Here is an 18,054-nt window from a genome sequence, read left to right on the forward strand (position 1 = left end):
CCGGAGGGTGGGCCGGCTCAGCGGCCGAACAGGCGGCGGAAGAAGCCCTTCTTCTCATCGGCGGCGGTGTCCTGCTTGGCCGCCGAGGGGGCATCGCCCTCGGCGCGCGCGCCGGCATCCGCCGTGGTCGAGTCGGCCACGACGTCCGCGTCGCGGTCCACGGCCGCCGCGTCACGGTCATCCTCGTGGGTCGCCGGCTCGGTGGGCTGGGCGCGCGGCTCGGGAGAGGGCTCGGGAACCGGGGCGGCTGCGGGCTCGGGCGTCGCCGCAGTTGCCGGCGCGGCCTCGGGTGCCGGGGCGTCGTCGTCGACGATGCCGTCATCGGAGAACACGAGCGGCTCGTCGTCGGCGTCCGCGGGGGCGGCGGCCTCGCCGGCCTCCGTCCGGGTGACCTCGACGGAGCCGTCCGAGGTGGGGATCTCGGTGAGCCCGGTGTCCGCGTCCTGGGCCGCGGCGGCGGGCTTGGCGGACTCGGCACGGGCGCCGGCATCGGCGGTCGTGGAGTCGGAGACGACGTCCGCGGCGCGCTCGACGGTGCGCTCATCGCGCTCATCGACCTGCGTCGCCGGCTCGACGGTGGGTGTGACGGCGGGCTCGACGACCACCTCGGGCTCGGAGCGCCTGTCCTCGGAGCTCACATCGTCGGGACGGGGCGGGTTCGTGCTCGCGGGATGGTCCACAGTGGACTCCTGGGGCTCGTGAGCGCTGGTCTCGCTCGGGTGGGCGGGGGCGGGCACCGTGGCGCCGGAGGCCCGCGCGAACTGGACCGCGGCCTCGCCCTCGAGGGGCTGGTGGACCTGGCAGTTCGTCAGGCGGTGCTTGTCGTCGAACGTGACGTCGGCGCTGCCGTCGGAGGCGAGGATGCGCAGCCCGCCGCCGGGCAGGTCCGCGAGCGGGAAGCCGCGCAGCCGGGCGTAGGAGCGCAGCGCGGCCTCGTGGTCGGAGACGTCCGTGAGCGTGAGGCCCGCCGCGATCGCCTTGACGATGGCGCGGATCTCCGGCTCGCCGGCCTCCATGCCGTCGCCGTCGACGAGCAGCCACACGGTGGTGGTGCCCACCGGCAGCGGGAAGTGGGTCCAGCGGCCCGTCACGGCCTTCGCCGCGAGCGTCAGGCGCAGCGCGTCCTCGTCCTTGGCGTCGAACTCCTCCGTGCCGAACTCGGCGACGCCCTCCCGGGCGCCGCGCGCCCGCACCTCGTGGGCGAGCTCCACCACCGGCAGCGGCCAGTCGTTCTCCTCGGACCAGCCCCACCGCCACGTGCCGTAGGCGGAATCGGCCGAGCCGATGAGGTGGGGGCGCAGCACGACCGGGTCCTCGGAGCCGAAGCGCAGCGCGGGCTGCTCGGAGAAGTCCGCATCCCAGTCGTCGGCGCGCTCGGCGATGCGCTGCTCGAAGCGCATCTGCGCGTCCGTGGACATGAAGACGGCGCGGTTGACCAGTTCCTGCAGGGAGTCGTCGCCAGGGGTGTTCGTCATGGCCTCAGCCTAGCCGCGGCTCACCGGACGCGCACCGACAGGCACGTGACGCAGCCCTCGAGCTTCTCGTACTCGCCCACGTCGACCTCGACGACGTCCCAGCCGCGCTCGCGCAGCAGGGCGGCCGACTCCGGGGCGTCTGCGGCCATGATGAGGGTGTCGCCGCTGAGCACGACGTGGGCGCCGGACTCCTCGGGCACGGGCAGGAACGACTCGAAGGCATCCGGGTCGTCGACGACGGGGGCGTAGCCGATGACCGTGCCGTCCGGCAGGGCGGTGACCGCGCTCTTGAGGTGGAGCGCCTTCGTCAGCGGCACCGTGACCACCCGGTAGCCGTGCGGCTCGACGAAGCCGGCGAGCTGGGCGATGCCCTCCGCGTTCGTCGTTCCCGACAGGCCCACGTAGACCGTGGAGCCCACCTTGAGCACGTCACCGCCGTCCAGGGTGCCCGGCGCGGCGATCCGGTCGTACGGGATCCCGAGCTCCTCGAGGACCTGCGCGACCGACCCGGTCTCCGGGTTGCGGGTGGGCTGCTTGGGGTTGGTCAGGACGGCGCGCTCGCCGAACATGACGACCGTGTCCTCGACGAAGACGGAGTCGGGCAGGTCATCGGCGACCGGGACCTCGACGATGCCCCAGCCGCGGGAGCGGAAGGCCTCGACGTAGGCCTCCCACTGGCGGCGCGCGGCCGCGAGGTCCACGGGCTCGCGCTCGCGGAACGTCACGATGCCATCGGCCAGGCTCGCTGCGGGCCGGCGGACCAGCAGGTACGGGGGCTGCGGGTGCGTGTTCTCCATGCCCTCAGCGTAGTCCCCGAGCGTAGTCCCCGGCGGCGCCGTGCGGCCCGTCCGCTGGGATCCCTCAGGCGCGGACGAGGGCGTCCAGCACCGAGGTGAAGAAGCCCTGGCCGTCGAGCCCCGTGCGGGTCCCGGCGTCCGTGTCCGGGCCGAACCCGGCTTCCACGGCGTGCTCGGGGTGGGGCATGAGGCCCACGACGTTGCCGCGCTCGTTGGCGATGCCGGCGATGTCGCGCTGCGAGCCGTTCGGATTCGCCCCCGCGTAGCGGACGACGACGCGGCCTGCGGCCTCGAGCTCGTCGAGGACGTGGGCCTCGGCCCGGTAGCCGCCCTCGCCGTTCTTCAGCGGGATGAGGATCTCCTCGCCCGGGGCGAAGGCGCTCGTCCAGGCCGTCTGCGCGTTCTCCACGCGCAGGCGCTGGTCGCGGCAGATGAAGTGCTGGTCCTCGTTGCGCACGAGCGCGCCGGGCAGCAGGTGGGCCTCGCAGAGGACCTGGAAGCCGTTGCAGATCCCCAGGACCGGCAGGCCGCCGCGCGCGGCGTCGATGACGGAGTCCATGATCGCCGCGAAGCGGGCGATGGCGCCGGCGCGCAGGTAGTCGCCGTAGGAGAAGCCACCGGGCAGGATGACGGCGTCGACGCCCTGCAGGTCCGCATCCCCGTGCCACAGGGGCACGGGCTGGGCGCCGGAGAGGGCGACGGCCCTGGCGGCATCGCGGTCGTCCAGGGTGCCGGGGAAGGTGACGACGCCGATCCGCGCGTCCGCCGCGCCGGGCGCCGGGGCGTCGCCGCGGGCCCGGCCGATGAGCGGGCCGCCGGCCGTGTAGGCGCTGCGGTCGCTCACTGCGCACCCGCCTGCGCGCCGTCAGCCTGGGCGGCGCCGCCGTGGGCCTGGGCCTCCGCGACGGCGTCCGAGGAGGCGCCCACGGGGGTGGCAGGGTGGTCGGGGGCGTCGTCGATCGACTCGGGGCGGATGGCCACGACGTCCTCGATGACGGGGTTGGACAGCAGCGCGGTCGCCGCCTGCTCGATCTGGGCGAGCACCTCGGGGGTGGCCTCCCCGTCGAACGTGAGCTCGAAGCGCTTGCCCTGGCGCACCTCGAACCCCTCGATGCCCAGGCGGTGCAGCCCGGACCCGATCGCCTTGCCCTGCGGATCGAGGATCTCCGGCTTCGGCATGACCTCGACGACGACGTGTCCCATGGTGCTCCTAGCTGAGAGGGGGCGGGCTGCGGATGAAGTCTATCAACGGCCCCGCGGGCCGTGCTGCGCTCGAGCGGTCAGGGGCACGGCCGCCTACTGCCGCTCCCACCCCTCGACCGGGCCGGGCACCGCGGTGAACAGCGGGTGGGGCGCTGCTGCGCCGAGGTGCGCGAGGTGGCCGGAGAACCACTCCGGGTCGCGCTCGGAGACCTTCGCGGCCAGCCGGTCCCGCTCGTAGTCGAGCTGGCCGCGGGTCACGGCCATGGCGCCCGCCCACGGCCCCAGGGCCGGGCCCGGCGCCACCGGGGCCGCGCCTGCCGGCGGGGGCACCGCGGCCGGCACCGCGATGCGCGCGGCGTCGAACGCGTAGCCGCGGGCATCGGCCTCCGCGCGAAGGCCCGTGAGGAAGGCGCCGACGGCCGCGACGGGATCCGCCTGTGCCCGGAAGCGCTCGAGCTGCGGGTGGCTGCGGTAGCCGCGCGTGAGCCCGCGCAGCACCTTCTGGGCGAGCAGCGCCTCGCGCCAGCAGGCGACGAGCCCGCGGCGGTCGAGCAGGCTGGGATCGAGCGACCAGAGTCTCATGGGCTCAAGAGTCTCACGTGCCCTCAGCTGTCGAAGCCCATGCCGATCGCGTCGAGGGCCTTGAGCAGGGGGCCGCGGCGGCCCTCGTTCTCATCGGCCTTGACCATGGCCGCGGTGGTGAGCTTGACGCCGGCCCAGGCGAGCGGCTCGGGCGGGAAGGGCAGCGGCATCTTCCTGACCATCTCGAGCTCCGTGAGCTCGGTCCGCCCGCCGGAGAGCAGGTTGAGCATGACGCGCCCGGCGAACCGCGAGGCCCCCACGCCCAGGCCGGTGAAGCCCGCCGCATAGGCGATCCGGCCGCCGTGGGCCGTGGCGAAGAACGGGAAGAAGCGCGAGCACGTGTCGATCGCCCCGCCCCACTTGTGGCTGAACCGCACGCCCTCGAGCTGCGGGAACATCTCGTAGAGCTGTCGGGCGAGCGTCTCGAACGTCTCCGCGCGCTGGTCGTAGCGCCAGGAGACCTGCTTGCCGTAGTGGTAGACGGCATCCCAGCCGCCGAACAGGATTCGGTTGTCCGCGGTCAGCCGGAAGTAGTGGAACCGGTTGGCGGTGTCCGCCAGCCCCTGGCGGCCGGACCAGCCGATGGCGGCCAGCTGCTCGGCGGTGAGCGGCTCGGTCATGATCGCGTAGTCGTAGACCGGCACGGTGTGCAGCCGCGTGCGCTTGAGCAGCGAGGGGAAGACGTTGGTCGCGAGCGCCACGCGCTCGGCGCGCAGCGTGCCCGCGTCGGTGTGCAGGTCGACGCCGCCGCCGGCGGCCCGGGAGCGGCGGTCCATGCGGCGCACGATCGAGTCCTCGTGCACCTCCACGCCCAGCTCGCGGATGACGCGCAGCAGCTCCCAGCACAGCTTGGCGGGGTGGATGAGCGCGTTGCCGCGCTGGTCCCACAGCCCGCCCAGGTACTGCGGCGAGTCGATGTGCGCGCGCAGCTCCTCTGCGTCGAGCCACACCTCGCCGGCCTCTGGGTCGTGGGCCGCGCGCAGCGCCTCGACCTGGTAGGGCTCGGTGGCGATGTTGATCTCGCCCGTGCGCTCGAACTCGCAGTCGAGCCCGTACCGGGCCACGGCCGCCTCGATGGCGTCGAGGTTCTCGAACCCCAGCTCCGTCAGGCGTGCGTTCTCCGCGGGCAGGTGGGACTCGCCGTTGTCCCACCCGTGGGTGAGGCTCGCGGAGCAGAAGCCGCCGTTGCGCCCGGAGGCGGCCCAGCCCACGCGCCCGCCCTCGAGGAGCACGACCCGCCGGTCCGGGTCCGCCTCCTTGGCCAGCAGCGCGGTCCACAGGCCCGTGAACCCGCCGCCCACGATCGCGAGCTCCGTGCTGTGCTCGCCGGACAGCGCGGGCAGCGCGGCGGGGCGAGCATCGGAATCGAGCCAGAAGGGGACGGTGGAGGCTCCGGCCAGGGCCGCGGAGACGTTCATGGGCATCGCTTTCTGCTGGGGCGGTTGGGGCTGTGAGGGGCTGTGGGGGTGCTCAGCTGCCGGCCATCGTCTTGATGATGGCCGTCGAGGACTCGCCGGACTTGCGCAGGACCAGGCCCACGACGCCGAGCGCCACGAGCGTGAGGACGAGCATGACGGTCGACATCGCCGCGACCTCGGGCCGCAGGGCCACGCGCACGGAGGAGAAGATGTAGACCGGCCAGGGGGTGTAGCCCGGCTGCTGGACGAAGCTCGAGAGGATCGTGTTGTCCAGGCTCAGCGTGAACGACATGAGGCCGCCGGCCAGCACGCCCGGCGCCGCGAGCGGCAGGGTGATGTCCTTGAACGCGTGCCACGGGCTGGCGCCCAGGTCCGCGGCCGCCTCCTCGAGCGAGCGGTCGATGCCGGCCATCCGGGCGCGGATGATGAACGTGACGACGGCGACGGAGAACATCGCGTGGGACACGATGAGCCGGACCAGGCCGTTGTTGAACGGGCCGATCCCCGCGTCGACGCCCAGGGTGACGAACCAGGGCAGGAACGCGATGCCGTCGACGATCTCCGGGGTCACAAGCGTGAGCGCGAGGATGCCGGTGAGGCCGGCGGCCCACCAGGCGCCTCGGCGGGCCCTGGCCAGGGCGATGCCGCCCAGGGTGCCGAGCACGGTGGCCAGGAGCGCGGAGCCCACGGCCGCCTGGAGGCTCGTGATGACGGAGGAGACGATGATGTCGTTGTTGATCGCGTTGACGTAGGCGTTGAAGCCGAAGCCCTTCCACGCCGCCAGCACGCGCCCGGAGTTGAACGAGTAGACGACGATGACCGCGATCGGGGTGAAGAGGAACGCGAAGACGAGGACGCCCCAGAGCGTGAACAGCGCGTTCGTCGTGTTCGCGCGCTTCTTGCCGTAGGCCATGTCAGATCCCCTCGAGCTGGACGCGGGTGAGTCGGGCGGTGATGAGCCGGCCGAGCCACAGGACGGCGGCGGCGACCGCGACGACCGCGAGCGTGACGAGGATGAGGACCACCGCCATCGCGGCGCCCAGCGCCCAGTTCTGCGCGGTGTTGAACTGGTTGGCGATGATCTGGCCGATCATCGAGCCGTTCGCACCGCCCAGCACGGTCGCCGTGACGTAGTCGCCGGTCAGGGGGATGAAAACGAGGAGGCAGCCACTGGCCACCCCGGGCATTGCCAGGGGCATCGTGATGCGGAAGAACGTGGACAGCCGCCCGGCGCCCAGGTCGTAGCTCGCCTCGCGCAGCGCCTGGCCGGCGGAGTCCATCGCCACGAACAGCGGCAGGATCATGAGCGGCAGGTAGTTGTAGACCACGCCGATCTGCACGGCGGCGCGCGTGTAGAGGATGTTGAGCGGGCCGGAGAGGAGGCCCAGCTGCTGCAGCCCGTCGGACAGGAAGCCGTCCGGGGAGAGGATGATCTGCCAGCCCAGGGTCCGGACGAGGAAGTTCGTCCAGAAGGGCACCATGACGATCGCCAGGAGCACCCCGCGCCGGTTCGCCGGGACCTTGACGGCCAGCCAGTAGGCGAACGGGACGCTGATGAGCAGGCAGAGGATCGTGCCGAGCACGGAGATGCGCAGGGTCGCCGCGAACGTGGCGAGGAACGAGCCGGTCATCGACTCCGCGTAGCGCTCGAGGCTCAGGCGGTCCGTGGCCACCGTGGTGAATTCGTCCGGCTTGTACCCGAAGCTGTAGAACAGCACGAGGGCCACCGGGACGACGAAGAAGAAGACCGCATAGGCCCACGTGGGGAACGCGAGCGCCCCCGGGCCCAGGATCTTCGCTGCAAACCGCCTCATGCTCCGCTCCTTGCCTGTGCTGCCGTGAGGATGTCGACGCGCCGCTGCTGGCCGGAGTTGAGCTCCGAGGCCGTCAGGCGATCGAGAATTTCCTGCGCTGGGAAGATGAGCTCCGGATAGTCGAACTCGTCCTCGACCTTCTTGTCCGTCAGCGACTTCGAGCCTGTCGGGTAGCCGATGTAATCGACCTCCTTGAGCGCCTGGTCCGGAGCGATAATCCAGTTGATGAAGGCGTGCGCGGCATCCGGATGCGGTGCACCCGTGGCGATGGCCCAGTTGTCCATCCACAGGTTGGCCGACGGCTTCGCGAAGACGAACTTCCAGCGGTCGGGATCGTCGGATTCCATGATCCCCTGGCGAGCGTCGCCGTTGTAGGCCTGCATGAGAGTGAAGCCGCCCTGTGCCATGGCCGTGCTGGCAGATCCGACGTAGGCCTTCACATGAGGAGCCAACTCGTCGACGACGATCTTCTCGGCAGCGTCGAGCTCCGAGGTCTTCGTGGAATTCAGGTTGTAGCCGTCGCCCCGAGGCCGATTCCCGAGGCTTCCCACGGGTCTTCGAGCACGGCGACCTTCCCCGAGGCCTTGCCGGTGGCCATCGTGACGAAGTCCTTCCAGGTCTCGAGGTCATCATTGATGGCCTGCGTGTCGTAGACGAAGCCCGTCGTCCCCCAGTTCTTGCACACCGAGTACGTGTTTTCAGGGTCGAATGGCTGTTTGAGGAAGTTCGGGTCCATCGTCGACAGATTGGGCAGCAGCTTCTTGTCGAGGGGCTGCAGCAGCTTGTGGTGGGCCATCTGCGGAATCACCAGCCCAGTCGGCACCACGATGTCGTAACCGGACGTCCCCCGTGTCGCAGAGAGCTTTGAGATCAGCTCCTCGTTCGAGCCGAACGAGTCCACCTGGACGATGACGTCGAAGTCCTTGCGGAACTTCTTGAGCAGCGCCGGGTCGTCGTAGTCGCCCCACGTGTAGATGTTGAGCTTGTCCTCGAGCTCGCCGTCGGGGGCGATGTTCGCCGCGACCCTGTCGCTGCGCCCGCAGCCGGTGACGACGAGGCCCGCCCCCGCCGCGGCGAGGCCCGCGAGCACCGAGCGCCGGCTCAGGCGCGCGGCGGCCTGCCGGGTGCCGAGGATGCGCACATCCGCGCCGGGCGCCTCACTCATCGCCGAACACCTGCACGGCCTCGGGCGCCCAGCTCAGCGCGACCGCGTCGCCCTCGTGCACCTCGGGCGCGGCGACTGCGGGCACGCGGGCGAGGACCTCGCGGTCGCCCACCCGCACGAGGTACTGGACGACATCGCCCAGGAACGACTCGCCCACGACGGTGCCGGCCACCGCGTTGCGCGTCCCTCCGGCGGGAGCACCCGGGGCCACGGCGACCACCTCGGGCCGGATGGCGGCCTGGACGGTGATGCCGTGGGCGAAGTCCCGGGCGGCGGCCACCGGGACCTCGAGGTCCGCGGTCTCGCCGTGGAGGACCGTGGTGTCCCCGTCCGTGTTGCCCACGGTCGCCGCGACGAAGTTCTGCTTGCCGATGAAGCCCGCGACGAAGGCGTTCGCGGGCGCCTGGTAGATCTCCTCGGCCTCCCCGATCTGCTGGACGACGCCGTCGTTCATGACGACGATCCGGTCGCTCATCGCCAGCGCCTCCTCCTGGTCGTGGGTGACGAAGACGAACGTCAGCCCGATGTCCGTGTGGAGGCGGATGAGCTCGAGCTGCATCTCCTCGCGCAGCTTGCGGTCGAGGGCGGACATGGGCTCGTCGAGCAGGAGCACGCGCGGGCGGTTGACGAGGGCGCGGGCGAGCGCGGCGCGCTGGCGCTGGCCGCCGGAGAGCATGTCCGGCCTGCGCTCGGCGAAGCCCTCCATGCGCACGAGCCGCAGCGCCTCGGACACCCGGGGGCCGATGTCCTTCTTCGCCACCTTCGCCCGCTTGAGGCCGTAGGCGACGTTCTCCGCGACGCTCATGTGCGGGAAGAGGGCGTAGGACTGGAAGACGGTGTTGACCGGCCGCTTGTACGGCGGCAGCATCGCGATGTCCTCGCCGTCGAGCTCGATCGCACCGGATGTGGGCTCCTCGAAGCCGGCGATCATGCGCAGCAGCGTCGTCTTGCCGCAGCCCGAGGGGCCGAGCAGGGAGAGGAACTCGCCGGCGCGCACCTCGAGGTCGAGGCGCTTGATGGCGGTGTGCTCGCCGTAGTCCTTGCGGATCTCGCGGATCGTCAGCCGCCCGCCCGTGGTGGCGGGGCTCGCGGCCTGCTGGGAGGTCGTCGTCATGGCGCTTCCTTACGTCTGCTTCCGGCGGGATGGGGTCGAGGGTGCGGGCGCGGTGCTCACAGCGTGACCTGCGGGTCCGCGTGGACGAGGCGCCCGCCCGCGGCGGTGAGCAGGGTGCCCACGGTGTGCAGCTCCTGCGCGGGCAGCGCGAACGGGTTGGCATCGGCCAGCGCGAAGTCGGCCGGCGCGCCCACCCGCAGGCGGCCCGCGGTGTGCGTGCGGGCCAGCCGGGCCGAGCCCGAGGTGTAGGCGGCGAGCGCCGTCTCCAGGCGCAGCGCCTGGTGGGGCAGCAGGGGCTCGGGGCGGACCGCTGTGGGGTGGCTGCGGTTGACCGCCACGTGGATCGCCTGCCACGGATCCGGGCTGCTCACCGGCCAGTCGGAGCCCATGGCCAGCGGGGCGCCGGCGCGAGCGAGGTCGCCGAACGGGTACTGCCAGCCGGAGCGCTCCTCACCCAGCACGGGCATGTTGAGCTCGACCATCTGGTCCTCGTAGCACGCCCACAGGGCCTGCATGTTCGCGGTGATCCCCAGTTGCGCGAAGCGGGGGATGTCGGCGGGGTCGACGACCTGGATGTGGGCGATGTGGTGGCGGGCGTCGGACCGGTCGCCGGCGGCGGCAAGCGCCTCGAAGGCGTCGAGGGCCTCGGTGGAGGCCGCGTCGCCGATCGCGTGGCAGTGGATGTCGAGGCCCGCGGCGGAGATCGCCGCGAAGGCCGCGCGCAGGTGCTCGCGGGCGAAGTACTGCGTCCCCGTGCCCCCGCACGCGCACCGGTAGGGCTGCGCCATGGCCGCCGTCATCGACTCGACGATCCCGTCGAGCATGAACTTCACCTGCGTGGTGCGCAGGCGCGGGCTGTCCACCCGGCGGGCGGCCAGGCGGGCCGCCTCGGCCTCGACGTCGGCGATGTCCCGGCCCCACCACAGCGAGCCGTTGACCTCCATGGTGAGCTCGCCGGCGGCCTCGGCCGCCACGTAGGCCGCCAGGCTGTCGCCGTGGCCGGAGTAGTCGCCCACGATCGCGTCGATGTAGCCGGTGATGCCCAGGCCGTGCATGGCCGCCTGGCCGTGGAGCAGGCCCGCGCGCAGCTCCTCCGGGCTCTCCGGCGGGATGTGGGCCGCCACGAGGTCCATGGCCGACTCGTGGAGCGTGCCGGTGGGCTCGCCGTGCTCATCGCGCTCGATGACGCCGCCGGGGGGCGGCTGGGTGGTGCGGTCGATGCCCGCGATCCGCAGCGCGGCCGTGTTCACCCAGGCGGAGTGGTGGTCGCGGTTGATGAGCTGGATGGGCCGATCCGATCCCACGGCCGCACCCGCCTCGTCGAGCTGGGAGGCCAGCGGCGCGCCGCCGGGGAAGTGGGCCATCGACCATCCGCCGCCGGTCAGCCAGCCCTCGCCCTGTGGCAGGGCGGCGCGGACCGCGGCGAGCACCTCGGCGGCCGAGGTGGTCTGCGAGACGTCGAACGCGAGCGCCTCCACTCCGGCGAAGACGGGGTGGGCGTGGGCGTCGACGAAGCCCGGGGCGAGCAGCGCGCCGTGGGCGTCGACGACGCGGCCCACCGGGTCCAGTCCGCGGCCGATCCCGGTGACCGTGCCGCCGGAGACCGTCACGGTGTCCGCGTCGAGGAGGCGCTCGCCGTCGAAGACGGCGGCGTTCGCGATCGTGAGGTCGAGGGGGTCCTGGACCGCAGGGCGCCCGGCCCCGGCGGCCGGGCCTGCGGCCGCTCCGGCGGCGGGATCAGCGCTCATCGGCGCCGTCCTGGTCGCGGGGCGCCTGCGCGGCGGTGAACACGATGTCCTGCCACTCCTTCTTGGGCCCCGGGCTCTGGTCGATGAGGACGTGCTTGATCTGGGTGTACTCGTCGAACGAGTACTGCGACATGTCCTTGCCGAAACCGGAGGCCTTGTAGCCGCCGTGGGGCATCTCGGAGACGATCGGGATGTGCTCGTTGACCCAGACGGTGCCCGCCTCGATCTCCGCGGCCGCGCGCAGGGCGCGGTTCGTCTGCCCGGTCCACGCGGAGGCGGCCAGCCCGTAGGGGGTGTCGTTGGCCAGCGCGATCGCCTCGTCGTCGTCCTCGAACGCCATGGCGATCAGGACGGGCCCGAAGATCTCCTCGCGCCACACCTCGGCGTCGGTGCCGATGCCGGTGATGAGCGTGGGGCGGTAGTAGGCGGTGTCCTCCCGGGTGCCCGGCGTGCCCTCCGGGATCGTCCCGCCCGCGGCGATCGTCGCCCCGGCGGCGCGGGCGCGGTCGACGAACCCGGCCACGCGGTCGCGGTGGGCCACGGAGATGAGCGAGCCCAGGTCCGTGGCGGGGTCGGACGGGTCTCCCACGCGCACCCCGTCCATGAGCTCGGCGACGCGGGCGGTGAACGCCTCGTAGAGGGAGGAGTGGACGATCGCGCGGGTGGCGGCCGTGCAGTCCTGCCCGCCGTTGATGATGGAGCCCGCGACGGCGCCGCGCGCGGCGGCCTCGAGGTCCGCATCGGCGAAGACGACGAACGGGGCCTTGCCGCCCAGCTCCAGGTGCACGCGGGAGCCCTTGGCCGAGGCGACCTCCATGACGCGCCGGCCCACGGCGGTGGAGCCGGTGAACGAGGACATGACGACGTCGGGGTGGGCGATGAGCGCCTCGCCGGCGGTCCTGCCGTCGCCCGCGATGACGTTGATGACGCCGGCGGGGAAGCCCGCCTCGAGCGCCAGGCGGCCCAGCAGCAGCGTGGTGCCCGGGGTCATCTCCGAGGTCTTGAGCACGATCGTGTTGCCGGCCGCGACGGCGGGGAAGATCTTCCACGCGGCCATCTGCAGCGGGTAGTTCCACGGGGAGATCGAGCCGACCACGCCCAGCGGCTCGCGGCGGATCATCGACGTCGAGTTCTCCCAGTACGTCCCGGCGGAGAGCCCGGCGAGCTGGCGGGCGGCGCCGGAGAAGAATGCGGCGTTGTCCGCGGAGCCCGGGACGTCGAACTCCGTGGCCAGCCGGATCGACTTGCCGGTCTGCTCCGATTCCAGGCGGGCCAGCTCCTCGGCGTGCTCGCCCATGAGGCGGGCGAGTTCGCCCAGGGCCGTGGAGCGCTCGGCGGGCAGCGCGCGCTTCCATGCGGGGTAGGCGGCCTTCGCCGCCGCGACCGCGGCGTCGACATCGGAGGCGTCTGCCAGGCGGTAGCTCTCCCGCTGGGTGCCCGTTGCCGGGTTGACCGGGGTGTAGGCCGGGCCGTGGCCTTCGACGAGGTCTCCGTTGATGAGGTGCACGCTGCTCCTGACGGGTGGGGATCGGGGGGGGCGGGGTCGGCGGCCGCGAGCTGCGAAGACGACGCGGGCCGCGCGGCTTGCGTGGCCGCCGCACGGGCGTCGCGGCGGCGCTGCTGTGACCCCCTGCACAATCGGTTGCGGCAACCCTAGCGCAGACGGCCAGCCGTTCGCTACTGTTTCCGCTGTGCGGTAAGTTCTAATCGGGTCTTTCAGTTGCAAGAGGGACTTGTATCTACTGAAAATGCGGTTCATGCTGGTCGTGACCGCGATCGAACGCGGGGCGCGCTCACGCCCGCTCGGCGAGGAGGTGGCCCGCATGCCCGGAGGGAGGCTGCAGCTGACGAAGTCGGATCTGCACCTTGACCAGAAGTCCAAGCGGATCATCGAGGAGCTCCAGCACGACGGGCGGCGCACCTACTCGGAGATCGGGCGCGCCGTGGGCCTGTCCGAGGCCGCGGTGCGCCAGCGCGTCGCGAAGCTCATGGAAGCCGGGGCGATGCAGATCGTCGCGGTCACCAACCCGCTGCAGCTGGGCTTCGGGCGCCAGGCGATGATCGGGCTCAAGGCCACGGGCGAGCTCACGCCCGTGGCGGATGCGGTCGCAGACATCCCGCAGGTCGACTACGTCGTCGTCACTGCGGGCACGTTCGACATCCTCGCGGAGGTCGTCTGCGCCGACGACGACGAGCTGCTCGCCGTGCTCAACTCCATTCGCCAGATCCCGCACGTCCGGGAGACGGAGACCATGACCTACCTGACACTGTGGAATCAGAAATACAACTGGGGGACCAGATGACGACCGAACAGCAGAGTGCGATGCGCGATCACCTGTGGATGCACATGGCCAATCACCAGCACCTCTTCGAGGGCGGTGAGACGCCGATCATCACGCACGGCGAGGGCCACTACATCTACGACGACAAGGGCCGCAAGATCTTCGACGGGCTCGCCGGCCTGTTCGTCGTGCAGGTGGGCCACGGCCGCGAGGAGCTCGCGCAGGCCGCCTACGACCAGTCGAAGAAGCTCGCCTTCATGCCGCTGTGGTCGTATGCCCACGAGCCGGCGATCGAGCTGGCCGAGCGCCTGGCGGGCTATGCGCCCGGCGACCTCAACCACGTCTTCTTCACCTCCGGCGGCGGCGACTCCGTGGAGTCAGCGTTCAAGCTGGCGAAGAACTACTTCAAGATCCAGGGCAAGGGCGAGAAGCACAAGGTCATCTCCCGCGCGGTCGCCTACCACGGCACCCCGCACGGTGCGCTGGCCGTCACCTCGCTGCCCGGCCTGCGCAATCAGTTCGCCCCGCTGGTCCCCGGCGCGCACAAGGTGCCGAACACGAACTTCTACCGCGCCGACGACCGGTTCAACGGCGATGAGAAGGCGTTCGGCCAGTGGGCCGCGGACCGCATCGCCGAGCAGATCGAGTTCGAGGGCCCCGATTCCGTCGCGGCCGTCTTCCTCGAGCCCGTGCAGAACTCCGGCGGCTGCTTCCCGCCGCCCCCCGGCTACTTCGAGCGGGTCCGCGAGATCTGCGACGAGTACGACGTGCTCCTCGTCTCCGACGAGACGATCTGCGCGTTCGGGCGCATCGGCTCGATGTTCGCCTGCAACGACTTCGGCTACGTGCCGGACATCATCACGTGCGCCAAGGGCATCACGTCCGGCTACGCGCCGCTGGGCGCCATGATCGCCTCGGACAGGCTCTTCGAGCCGTTCGGCAAAGGCGGGGAGACCTTCTACCACGGCTACACGTTCGGCGGGCACCCCGTGGCCTGCGCGGTGGCGATGAAGAACCTCGACATCTTCGAGCGCGAGGGCCTCAACGAGAACGTGCTGACCAACGGGCCGGCGTTCCGCGCCACGCTCGAGAAGCTCAAGGACCTCCCGATCGTCGGCGATGTGCGCGGCGAGGGCTTCTTCTACGGCATCGAGCTCGTCAAGGACAAGGAGACGAAGGAGTCGTTCTCCGACGAGGAGTCCGAGCGCATCCTCAAGGGCTACGTCTCCAACGCGCTGTTCGACGAGGGCCTGTACTGCCGCGCCGACGACCGCGGCGACCCCGTCATCCAGCTCTCGCCGCCGCTCACGGTGGGCCAGGCGGAGTTCGACGAGATGGAGGGCATCCTCCGCAAGGTCCTCACGAACGCGTGGGAGAAGATCTGACGGTTCGCTGAGCCCGGCCCAGGCGGCCACCCGACCGGCCCCCGCCCGTGTGGCGGGGGCCGGTCGTGCGTGCGGGCGGGCTCCGGCTGCGGAGGGGCGGGCGCTCAGGCCCCCGGGAAGGCCGCGCCCGTGATCCGCTCGAAGGCGGACGCATATCGCTCGCGGGTCCGCTCGACCACCTCGGCGGGCAGGGCCGGCGGCTGCTCCCCGGACTCGCGGTCCCAGCCGGAGTCCGGGCCCGTCAGCCAGTCGCGCACGAACTGCTTGTCGAAGCTCGCCTGCGATTCGCCGGGACGGTAGGCGGCCGCATCCCAGAAGCGCGAGGAGTCCGGCGTGAGCACCTCGTCGCCCAGCAGGATCTGGCCCTGCGGGCCGCGGCCGAACTCGAACTTCGTGTCCGCGACGATGATCCCGCGCTCCCGGGCGATCTCCTCGGCGCGCGTATAGAGGCGAAGGGTGAGGTCGCGCAGCTCCTCGGCGTCCGCGCGGCCCACCACGTCGGTGGCCTTCTCGAAGCTGATGTTCTCGTCGTGATCGCCCAGCTGCGCCTTGGTCGCCGGCGTGAAGATGGCCGGCTCCAGCCGGTCCGCGTCGGCCAGGCCGGCGGGCAGCCGCACACCGCACACGCTGCCGTTGCGGCGGTAGTCCACGAGGCCGGAGCCGGTGAGGTAGCCGCGGGCCACGCACTCGAGGGGGAACATGTCCAGCGGGCGGCAGATCATCGCTCGGCCGGCCACCGCCTGCGGCACGTCGAGGTCGAGGACGTGGTTGCCCACGACGTCGGCCAGCTGGTCGAACCACCACAGCGACAGGCCCGTGAGGATGGCGCCCTTGTCCGGGATCGGCGTGCTCAGCACGAAGTCGAAGGCGGAGATCCGGTCCGAGGCGACCATGAGCATGCGCTCGGCCTGGGCCAGCTGCGCACCGCCGTCGGCTCCGGGCGTCCCCGCGGGCACGTAGATGTCGCGCACCTTGCCCGAGTACGCGTGGGTCCAGCCGGGCAGGTCCAGTGAGTCGCTCATGGCCGCACCTTTCTGTGCAGGGGAGGAGCGGTGCGGCGGCGCTGGGCGCCGTGCTGCCGCGGAAGGGGCTCCAGTCTACGGCCGCCGGCGCCCGCCGCGCGCGGCTCGGCTGGGCACCGCCCCCGAGGCGCGGGCCCGGGTCAGCCCTGCGCGCCGGTGCGCACCGGCACGGCGACGCGGCCCTGCGCCGCGGTCAGGGCGATGTCGCCGCGGTGCTGCTCGCCGTCGAAGCCAATGAGCTCCACGGCCTCGTAGGCGCGGGCGCGCGCGGCGTCCAGGTCCTCGCCCAGGGCGACGACGGAGAGCACCCGGCCGCCGCCGGTGAGGGTCTCACCCTGGTCGGAGGTCGTCGTCCCGGCGTGGAGGACCAAAGTGTCGGCGAGCGCGCTGGCCTCCTCGAGGCCGGAGATCGGGTCGCCGGTGCGCGGCGCCTCGGGGTAGCTGTGGGCCGCCAGCACGACGGCGACGGCCGAGCGGGGATCCCACTCGAGCGCGGGCACCTGGGCGAGGCGCCCCTCGGCCGCGGCGAGCAGGGTCTGGGCCAGGGGGGAGCGCAGCCGCGCGAGCACGGCCTGGGTCTCCGGGTCGCCGAAGCGCACGTTGAACTCGACGACCTCGATGCCGTTGCGCGTGAGCGCCAGCCCGCAGTACAGGAGGCCCGTGAACGGGGAGCCGCGGCGGGCCATCTCGTCGACCACCGGCTGCGCGACGGTCGCGACGATCTCGTCGACCATGCCGGGCGGCGCCCACGGCAGCGGCGAATACGCGCCCATCCCGCCCGTGTTGGGGCCGGAGTCGCCGTCGCCGATCCGCTTGAAGTCCTGGGCGGGCTCGAGCGGGAGGGCGGTGGTGCCGTCGCAGAGGACGAAGAGGGAGACCTCCGGGCCGTCGAGGTAGTCCTCGATGACGACCCGGTCGGAGACCGCCAGGCAGGACGTGGCGTGGGCGAGCGCCGCGTCGAAGTCGTCGGTGACGACGACGCCCTTCCCTGCGGCCAGCCCATCGGCCTTGACGACGTAGGGGGCGCCGAAGCGCTCGAGCGCGGCCCGCGCCTCGCCCTCCGTGGCGGCGGGCACCGCGGCGGCCGTGGGCACGCCGGCGGCGGCCATGACCTCCTTCGCGAACGCCTTCGAGCCCTCGAGGGTCGCGGCCTCCTGACCGGGGCCGAAGACCGGGAAGGACGCCTGGCGCAGCGCGTCGGCGACCCCGGCGACCAGGGGCGCCTCCGGGCCCACGACGACGAGGTCGGCGTCGAGCTCCTCGGCGAGGTCGACGACCGCCGCGGAATCCGTGGCGTCGACGGGGCGCGTCTCGCACATGCGCCCGATGCCCGGGTTGCCGGGGGCGGCGATGACCGCCTCCACCTGGGGATCGCGGGAGAGAGCGGCGACGAGGGCGTGTTCGCGGGCGCCCGACCCGATCACGAGGACCTTCACGTCCGCCAGTCTACTGATCGGACCCGCCGAGTGGCTGGGCTGCGCCGGCGGGCCGGGCGAGCGTAGGCTCGGTCCATGGGAACCTACACGCAGCAGGCAGACACCGCCCCGTCGCTCGCGGCCGCCATGGGCCGGCTCGCACTGGCCTCCTCGATCGTCGCGGCCGCGGCGTGGGCGGGGACGAAGGCGACGATGCCCAAGGTCGGACTCTACGAGCGCCTTGAGCTGCCGGCCTTCGCCCCGCCGCGGAAGGTCTTCCCGATCGCCTGGACCGGCCTGTTCGCCCTCACGGCGGTCACCTCGGCCGTGGGCATGTCGAAGGCGAAGACGAAGGCCAAGCGCCGCAGGATCCTCCGCTCGCTCGTGGTCAACATGGGCCTCAACGCCGCGTGGTCCTACCTGTTCTGGCAGGTGGAGGCCCGTGCGCTCTCCGCCGCCGAGGCGGCACTGCTGGCGGCCTCCGCCGTCGAGCTGGCCGTGCGGATCGGCAAGGAGTCCCCGGCCGCCGGCGCGGCGCTCGCCCCCTATCCGGCCTGGTGCGCGTTCGCCACCGTGCTCGCGTCCGCCATCGCGCAGCGCAACCCCGAGGGCTGAGCGCTCGGCCGCTGTTCGC

Annotated in this window: 17 protein-coding genes and 1 pseudogene; 3 read left to right on the plus strand and 15 right to left on the minus strand. The window is 72.2% G+C overall.

The window, feature by feature from the left end:
• Nucleotides 1-17: 17 nt before the first annotated feature.
• The 13 genes and pseudogenes from GSY69_RS02125 to GSY69_RS02180 form a co-directional block, all read right to left on the minus strand.
• Nucleotides 18-1,475 (minus strand): DUF6882 domain-containing protein, encoded by a 1,458-nt coding sequence (locus tag GSY69_RS02125; protein ID WP_160952249.1) that lies wholly within the window; start codon nt 1,473-1,475, stop codon nt 18-20.
• A gap of 20 nt (nt 1,476-1,495) precedes the next feature.
• A complete protein-coding gene (gene ddaH, locus GSY69_RS02130; protein ID WP_160952250.1) occupies nt 1,496-2,272 on the minus strand; it encodes a dimethylargininase in 777 nt (258 codons plus the stop codon).
• A gap of 64 nt (nt 2,273-2,336) precedes the next feature.
• Nucleotides 2,337-3,077, minus strand: coding sequence for a phosphoribosylformylglycinamidine synthase subunit PurQ (gene purQ, locus GSY69_RS02135; RefSeq protein ID WP_160952281.1), 741 nt, complete (start codon nt 3,075-3,077; stop codon nt 2,337-2,339).
• 164 nt (nt 3,078-3,241) lie between these two features.
• Nucleotides 3,242-3,475, minus strand: a pseudogene (gene purS, locus GSY69_RS14380) (phosphoribosylformylglycinamidine synthase subunit PurS); the annotation flags it as partial.
• 93 nt (nt 3,476-3,568) lie between these two features.
• Entirely contained in the window at nt 3,569-4,057 is a 489-nt protein-coding gene (locus GSY69_RS02145; protein WP_160952252.1) for a pyrimidine dimer DNA glycosylase/endonuclease V, read from the minus strand.
• Between the two features lie 23 nt (nt 4,058-4,080).
• Nucleotides 4,081-5,475 (minus strand): NAD(P)/FAD-dependent oxidoreductase, encoded by a 1,395-nt coding sequence (locus GSY69_RS02150; RefSeq protein ID WP_160952282.1) that lies wholly within the window; start codon nt 5,473-5,475, stop codon nt 4,081-4,083.
• A 52-nt stretch (nt 5,476-5,527) separates the two neighbouring features.
• A complete protein-coding gene (locus GSY69_RS02155) occupies nt 5,528-6,388 on the minus strand; it encodes an ABC transporter permease (protein ID WP_160952253.1) in 861 nt (286 codons plus the stop codon).
• Nucleotide 6,389: 1 nt separating this feature from the next.
• Entirely contained in the window at nt 6,390-7,289 is a 900-nt protein-coding gene (locus GSY69_RS02160; RefSeq protein WP_160952254.1) for an ABC transporter permease, read from the minus strand.
• Nucleotides 7,286-7,840, minus strand: a complete 555-nt coding sequence (locus GSY69_RS14855) for an extracellular solute-binding protein (protein WP_202410742.1) — start codon at nt 7,838-7,840, stop codon at nt 7,286-7,288. The genes GSY69_RS02160 and GSY69_RS14855 overlap by 4 nt, the downstream gene beginning before the upstream one ends.
• Complete coding sequence (locus GSY69_RS14860; protein WP_202410743.1) at nt 7,795-8,454, minus strand: extracellular solute-binding protein; 660 nt, start codon at nt 8,452-8,454, stop codon at nt 7,795-7,797. Before GSY69_RS14860 ends, GSY69_RS14855 begins: the two co-directional genes overlap by 46 nt.
• A complete protein-coding gene (locus GSY69_RS02170) occupies nt 8,447-9,568 on the minus strand; it encodes an ABC transporter ATP-binding protein (protein WP_160952255.1) in 1,122 nt (373 codons plus the stop codon). The genes GSY69_RS14860 and GSY69_RS02170 overlap by 8 nt, the downstream gene beginning before the upstream one ends.
• A 56-nt stretch (nt 9,569-9,624) precedes the next feature.
• The gene (locus tag GSY69_RS02175; RefSeq protein ID WP_160952256.1) at nt 9,625-11,316 is read right to left on the minus strand and encodes an amidohydrolase; all 1,692 of its coding nucleotides are present in this window, start codon (nt 11,314-11,316) and stop codon (nt 9,625-9,627) included.
• Nucleotides 11,306-12,823 (minus strand): aminobutyraldehyde dehydrogenase, encoded by a 1,518-nt coding sequence (locus tag GSY69_RS02180; protein WP_328698723.1) that lies wholly within the window; start codon nt 12,821-12,823, stop codon nt 11,306-11,308. Before GSY69_RS02180 ends, GSY69_RS02175 begins: the two co-directional genes overlap by 11 nt.
• Before the next feature lie 316 nt (nt 12,824-13,139).
• Here GSY69_RS02180 and GSY69_RS02185 point away from each other — a divergent pair, with 316 nt between their 5' ends.
• Nucleotides 13,140-13,619 carry an Lrp/AsnC family transcriptional regulator gene (locus GSY69_RS02185; RefSeq protein WP_160952283.1) on the plus strand — a complete coding sequence of 160 codons (480 nt, stop codon included), beginning with the start codon at nt 13,140-13,142 and terminating at the stop codon, nt 13,617-13,619.
• A complete protein-coding gene (locus GSY69_RS02190) occupies nt 13,616-14,983 on the plus strand; it encodes an aspartate aminotransferase family protein (RefSeq protein ID WP_160952258.1) in 1,368 nt (455 codons plus the stop codon). The genes GSY69_RS02185 and GSY69_RS02190 overlap by 4 nt, the downstream gene beginning before the upstream one ends.
• A gap of 104 nt (nt 14,984-15,087) precedes the next feature.
• Here GSY69_RS02190 and GSY69_RS02195 read toward each other — a convergent pair whose 3' ends face one another.
• Nucleotides 15,088-16,005, minus strand: coding sequence for a phosphoribosylaminoimidazolesuccinocarboxamide synthase (locus GSY69_RS02195; protein ID WP_160952259.1), 918 nt, complete (start codon nt 16,003-16,005; stop codon nt 15,088-15,090).
• A 140-nt stretch (nt 16,006-16,145) separates the two neighbouring features.
• Nucleotides 16,146-17,441, minus strand: coding sequence for a phosphoribosylamine--glycine ligase (purD, locus tag GSY69_RS02200; protein ID WP_160952260.1), 1,296 nt, complete (start codon nt 17,439-17,441; stop codon nt 16,146-16,148).
• 75 nt (nt 17,442-17,516) lie between these two features.
• Between purD and GSY69_RS02205 the strand changes: the two genes are divergently transcribed.
• Nucleotides 17,517-18,035, plus strand: a complete 519-nt coding sequence (locus GSY69_RS02205) for a TspO/MBR family protein (RefSeq protein ID WP_160952261.1) — start codon at nt 17,517-17,519, stop codon at nt 18,033-18,035.
• Nucleotides 18,036-18,054: the final 19 nt, after the last annotated feature.

Source organism: Brevibacterium rongguiense (assembly GCF_009857845.1).
Classification (GTDB): domain Bacteria; phylum Actinomycetota; class Actinomycetes; order Actinomycetales; family Brevibacteriaceae; genus Brevibacterium; species Brevibacterium rongguiense.

Bases quoted from the DNA above. Each gene is read 5' to 3' on its own strand.
- GSY69_RS02155 (WP_160952253.1), bottom strand. From the start codon at position 6,388: ATGGCCTACGGCAAGAAGCGCGCGAACACGACGAACGCGCTGTTCACG.
- ddaH (WP_160952250.1), bottom strand. From the start codon at position 2,272: ATGGAGAACACGCACCCGCAGCCCCCGTACCTGCTGGTCCGCCGGCCC.
- GSY69_RS02170 (WP_160952255.1), bottom strand. From the start codon at position 9,568: ATGACGACGACCTCCCAGCAGGCCGCGAGCCCCGCCACCACGGGCGGG.
- GSY69_RS02205 (WP_160952261.1), top strand. From the start codon at position 17,517: ATGGGAACCTACACGCAGCAGGCAGACACCGCCCCGTCGCTCGCGGCC.
- GSY69_RS02195 (WP_160952259.1), bottom strand. From the start codon at position 16,005: ATGAGCGACTCACTGGACCTGCCCGGCTGGACCCACGCGTACTCGGGC.
- GSY69_RS14860 (WP_202410743.1), bottom strand. From the start codon at position 8,454: ATGAGTGAGGCGCCCGGCGCGGATGTGCGCATCCTCGGCACCCGGCAG.
- GSY69_RS02145 (WP_160952252.1), bottom strand. From the start codon at position 4,057: ATGAGACTCTGGTCGCTCGATCCCAGCCTGCTCGACCGCCGCGGGCTC.
- GSY69_RS02185 (WP_160952283.1), top strand. From the start codon at position 13,140: ATGCCCGGAGGGAGGCTGCAGCTGACGAAGTCGGATCTGCACCTTGAC.
- GSY69_RS02160 (WP_160952254.1), bottom strand. From the start codon at position 7,289: ATGAGGCGGTTTGCAGCGAAGATCCTGGGCCCGGGGGCGCTCGCGTTC.
- GSY69_RS02125 (WP_160952249.1), bottom strand. From the start codon at position 1,475: ATGACGAACACCCCTGGCGACGACTCCCTGCAGGAACTGGTCAACCGC.
- GSY69_RS02190 (WP_160952258.1), top strand. From the start codon at position 13,616: ATGACGACCGAACAGCAGAGTGCGATGCGCGATCACCTGTGGATGCAC.
- GSY69_RS02175 (WP_160952256.1), bottom strand. From the start codon at position 11,316: ATGAGCGCTGATCCCGCCGCCGGAGCGGCCGCAGGCCCGGCCGCCGGG.
- GSY69_RS02150 (WP_160952282.1), bottom strand. From the start codon at position 5,475: ATGAACGTCTCCGCGGCCCTGGCCGGAGCCTCCACCGTCCCCTTCTGG.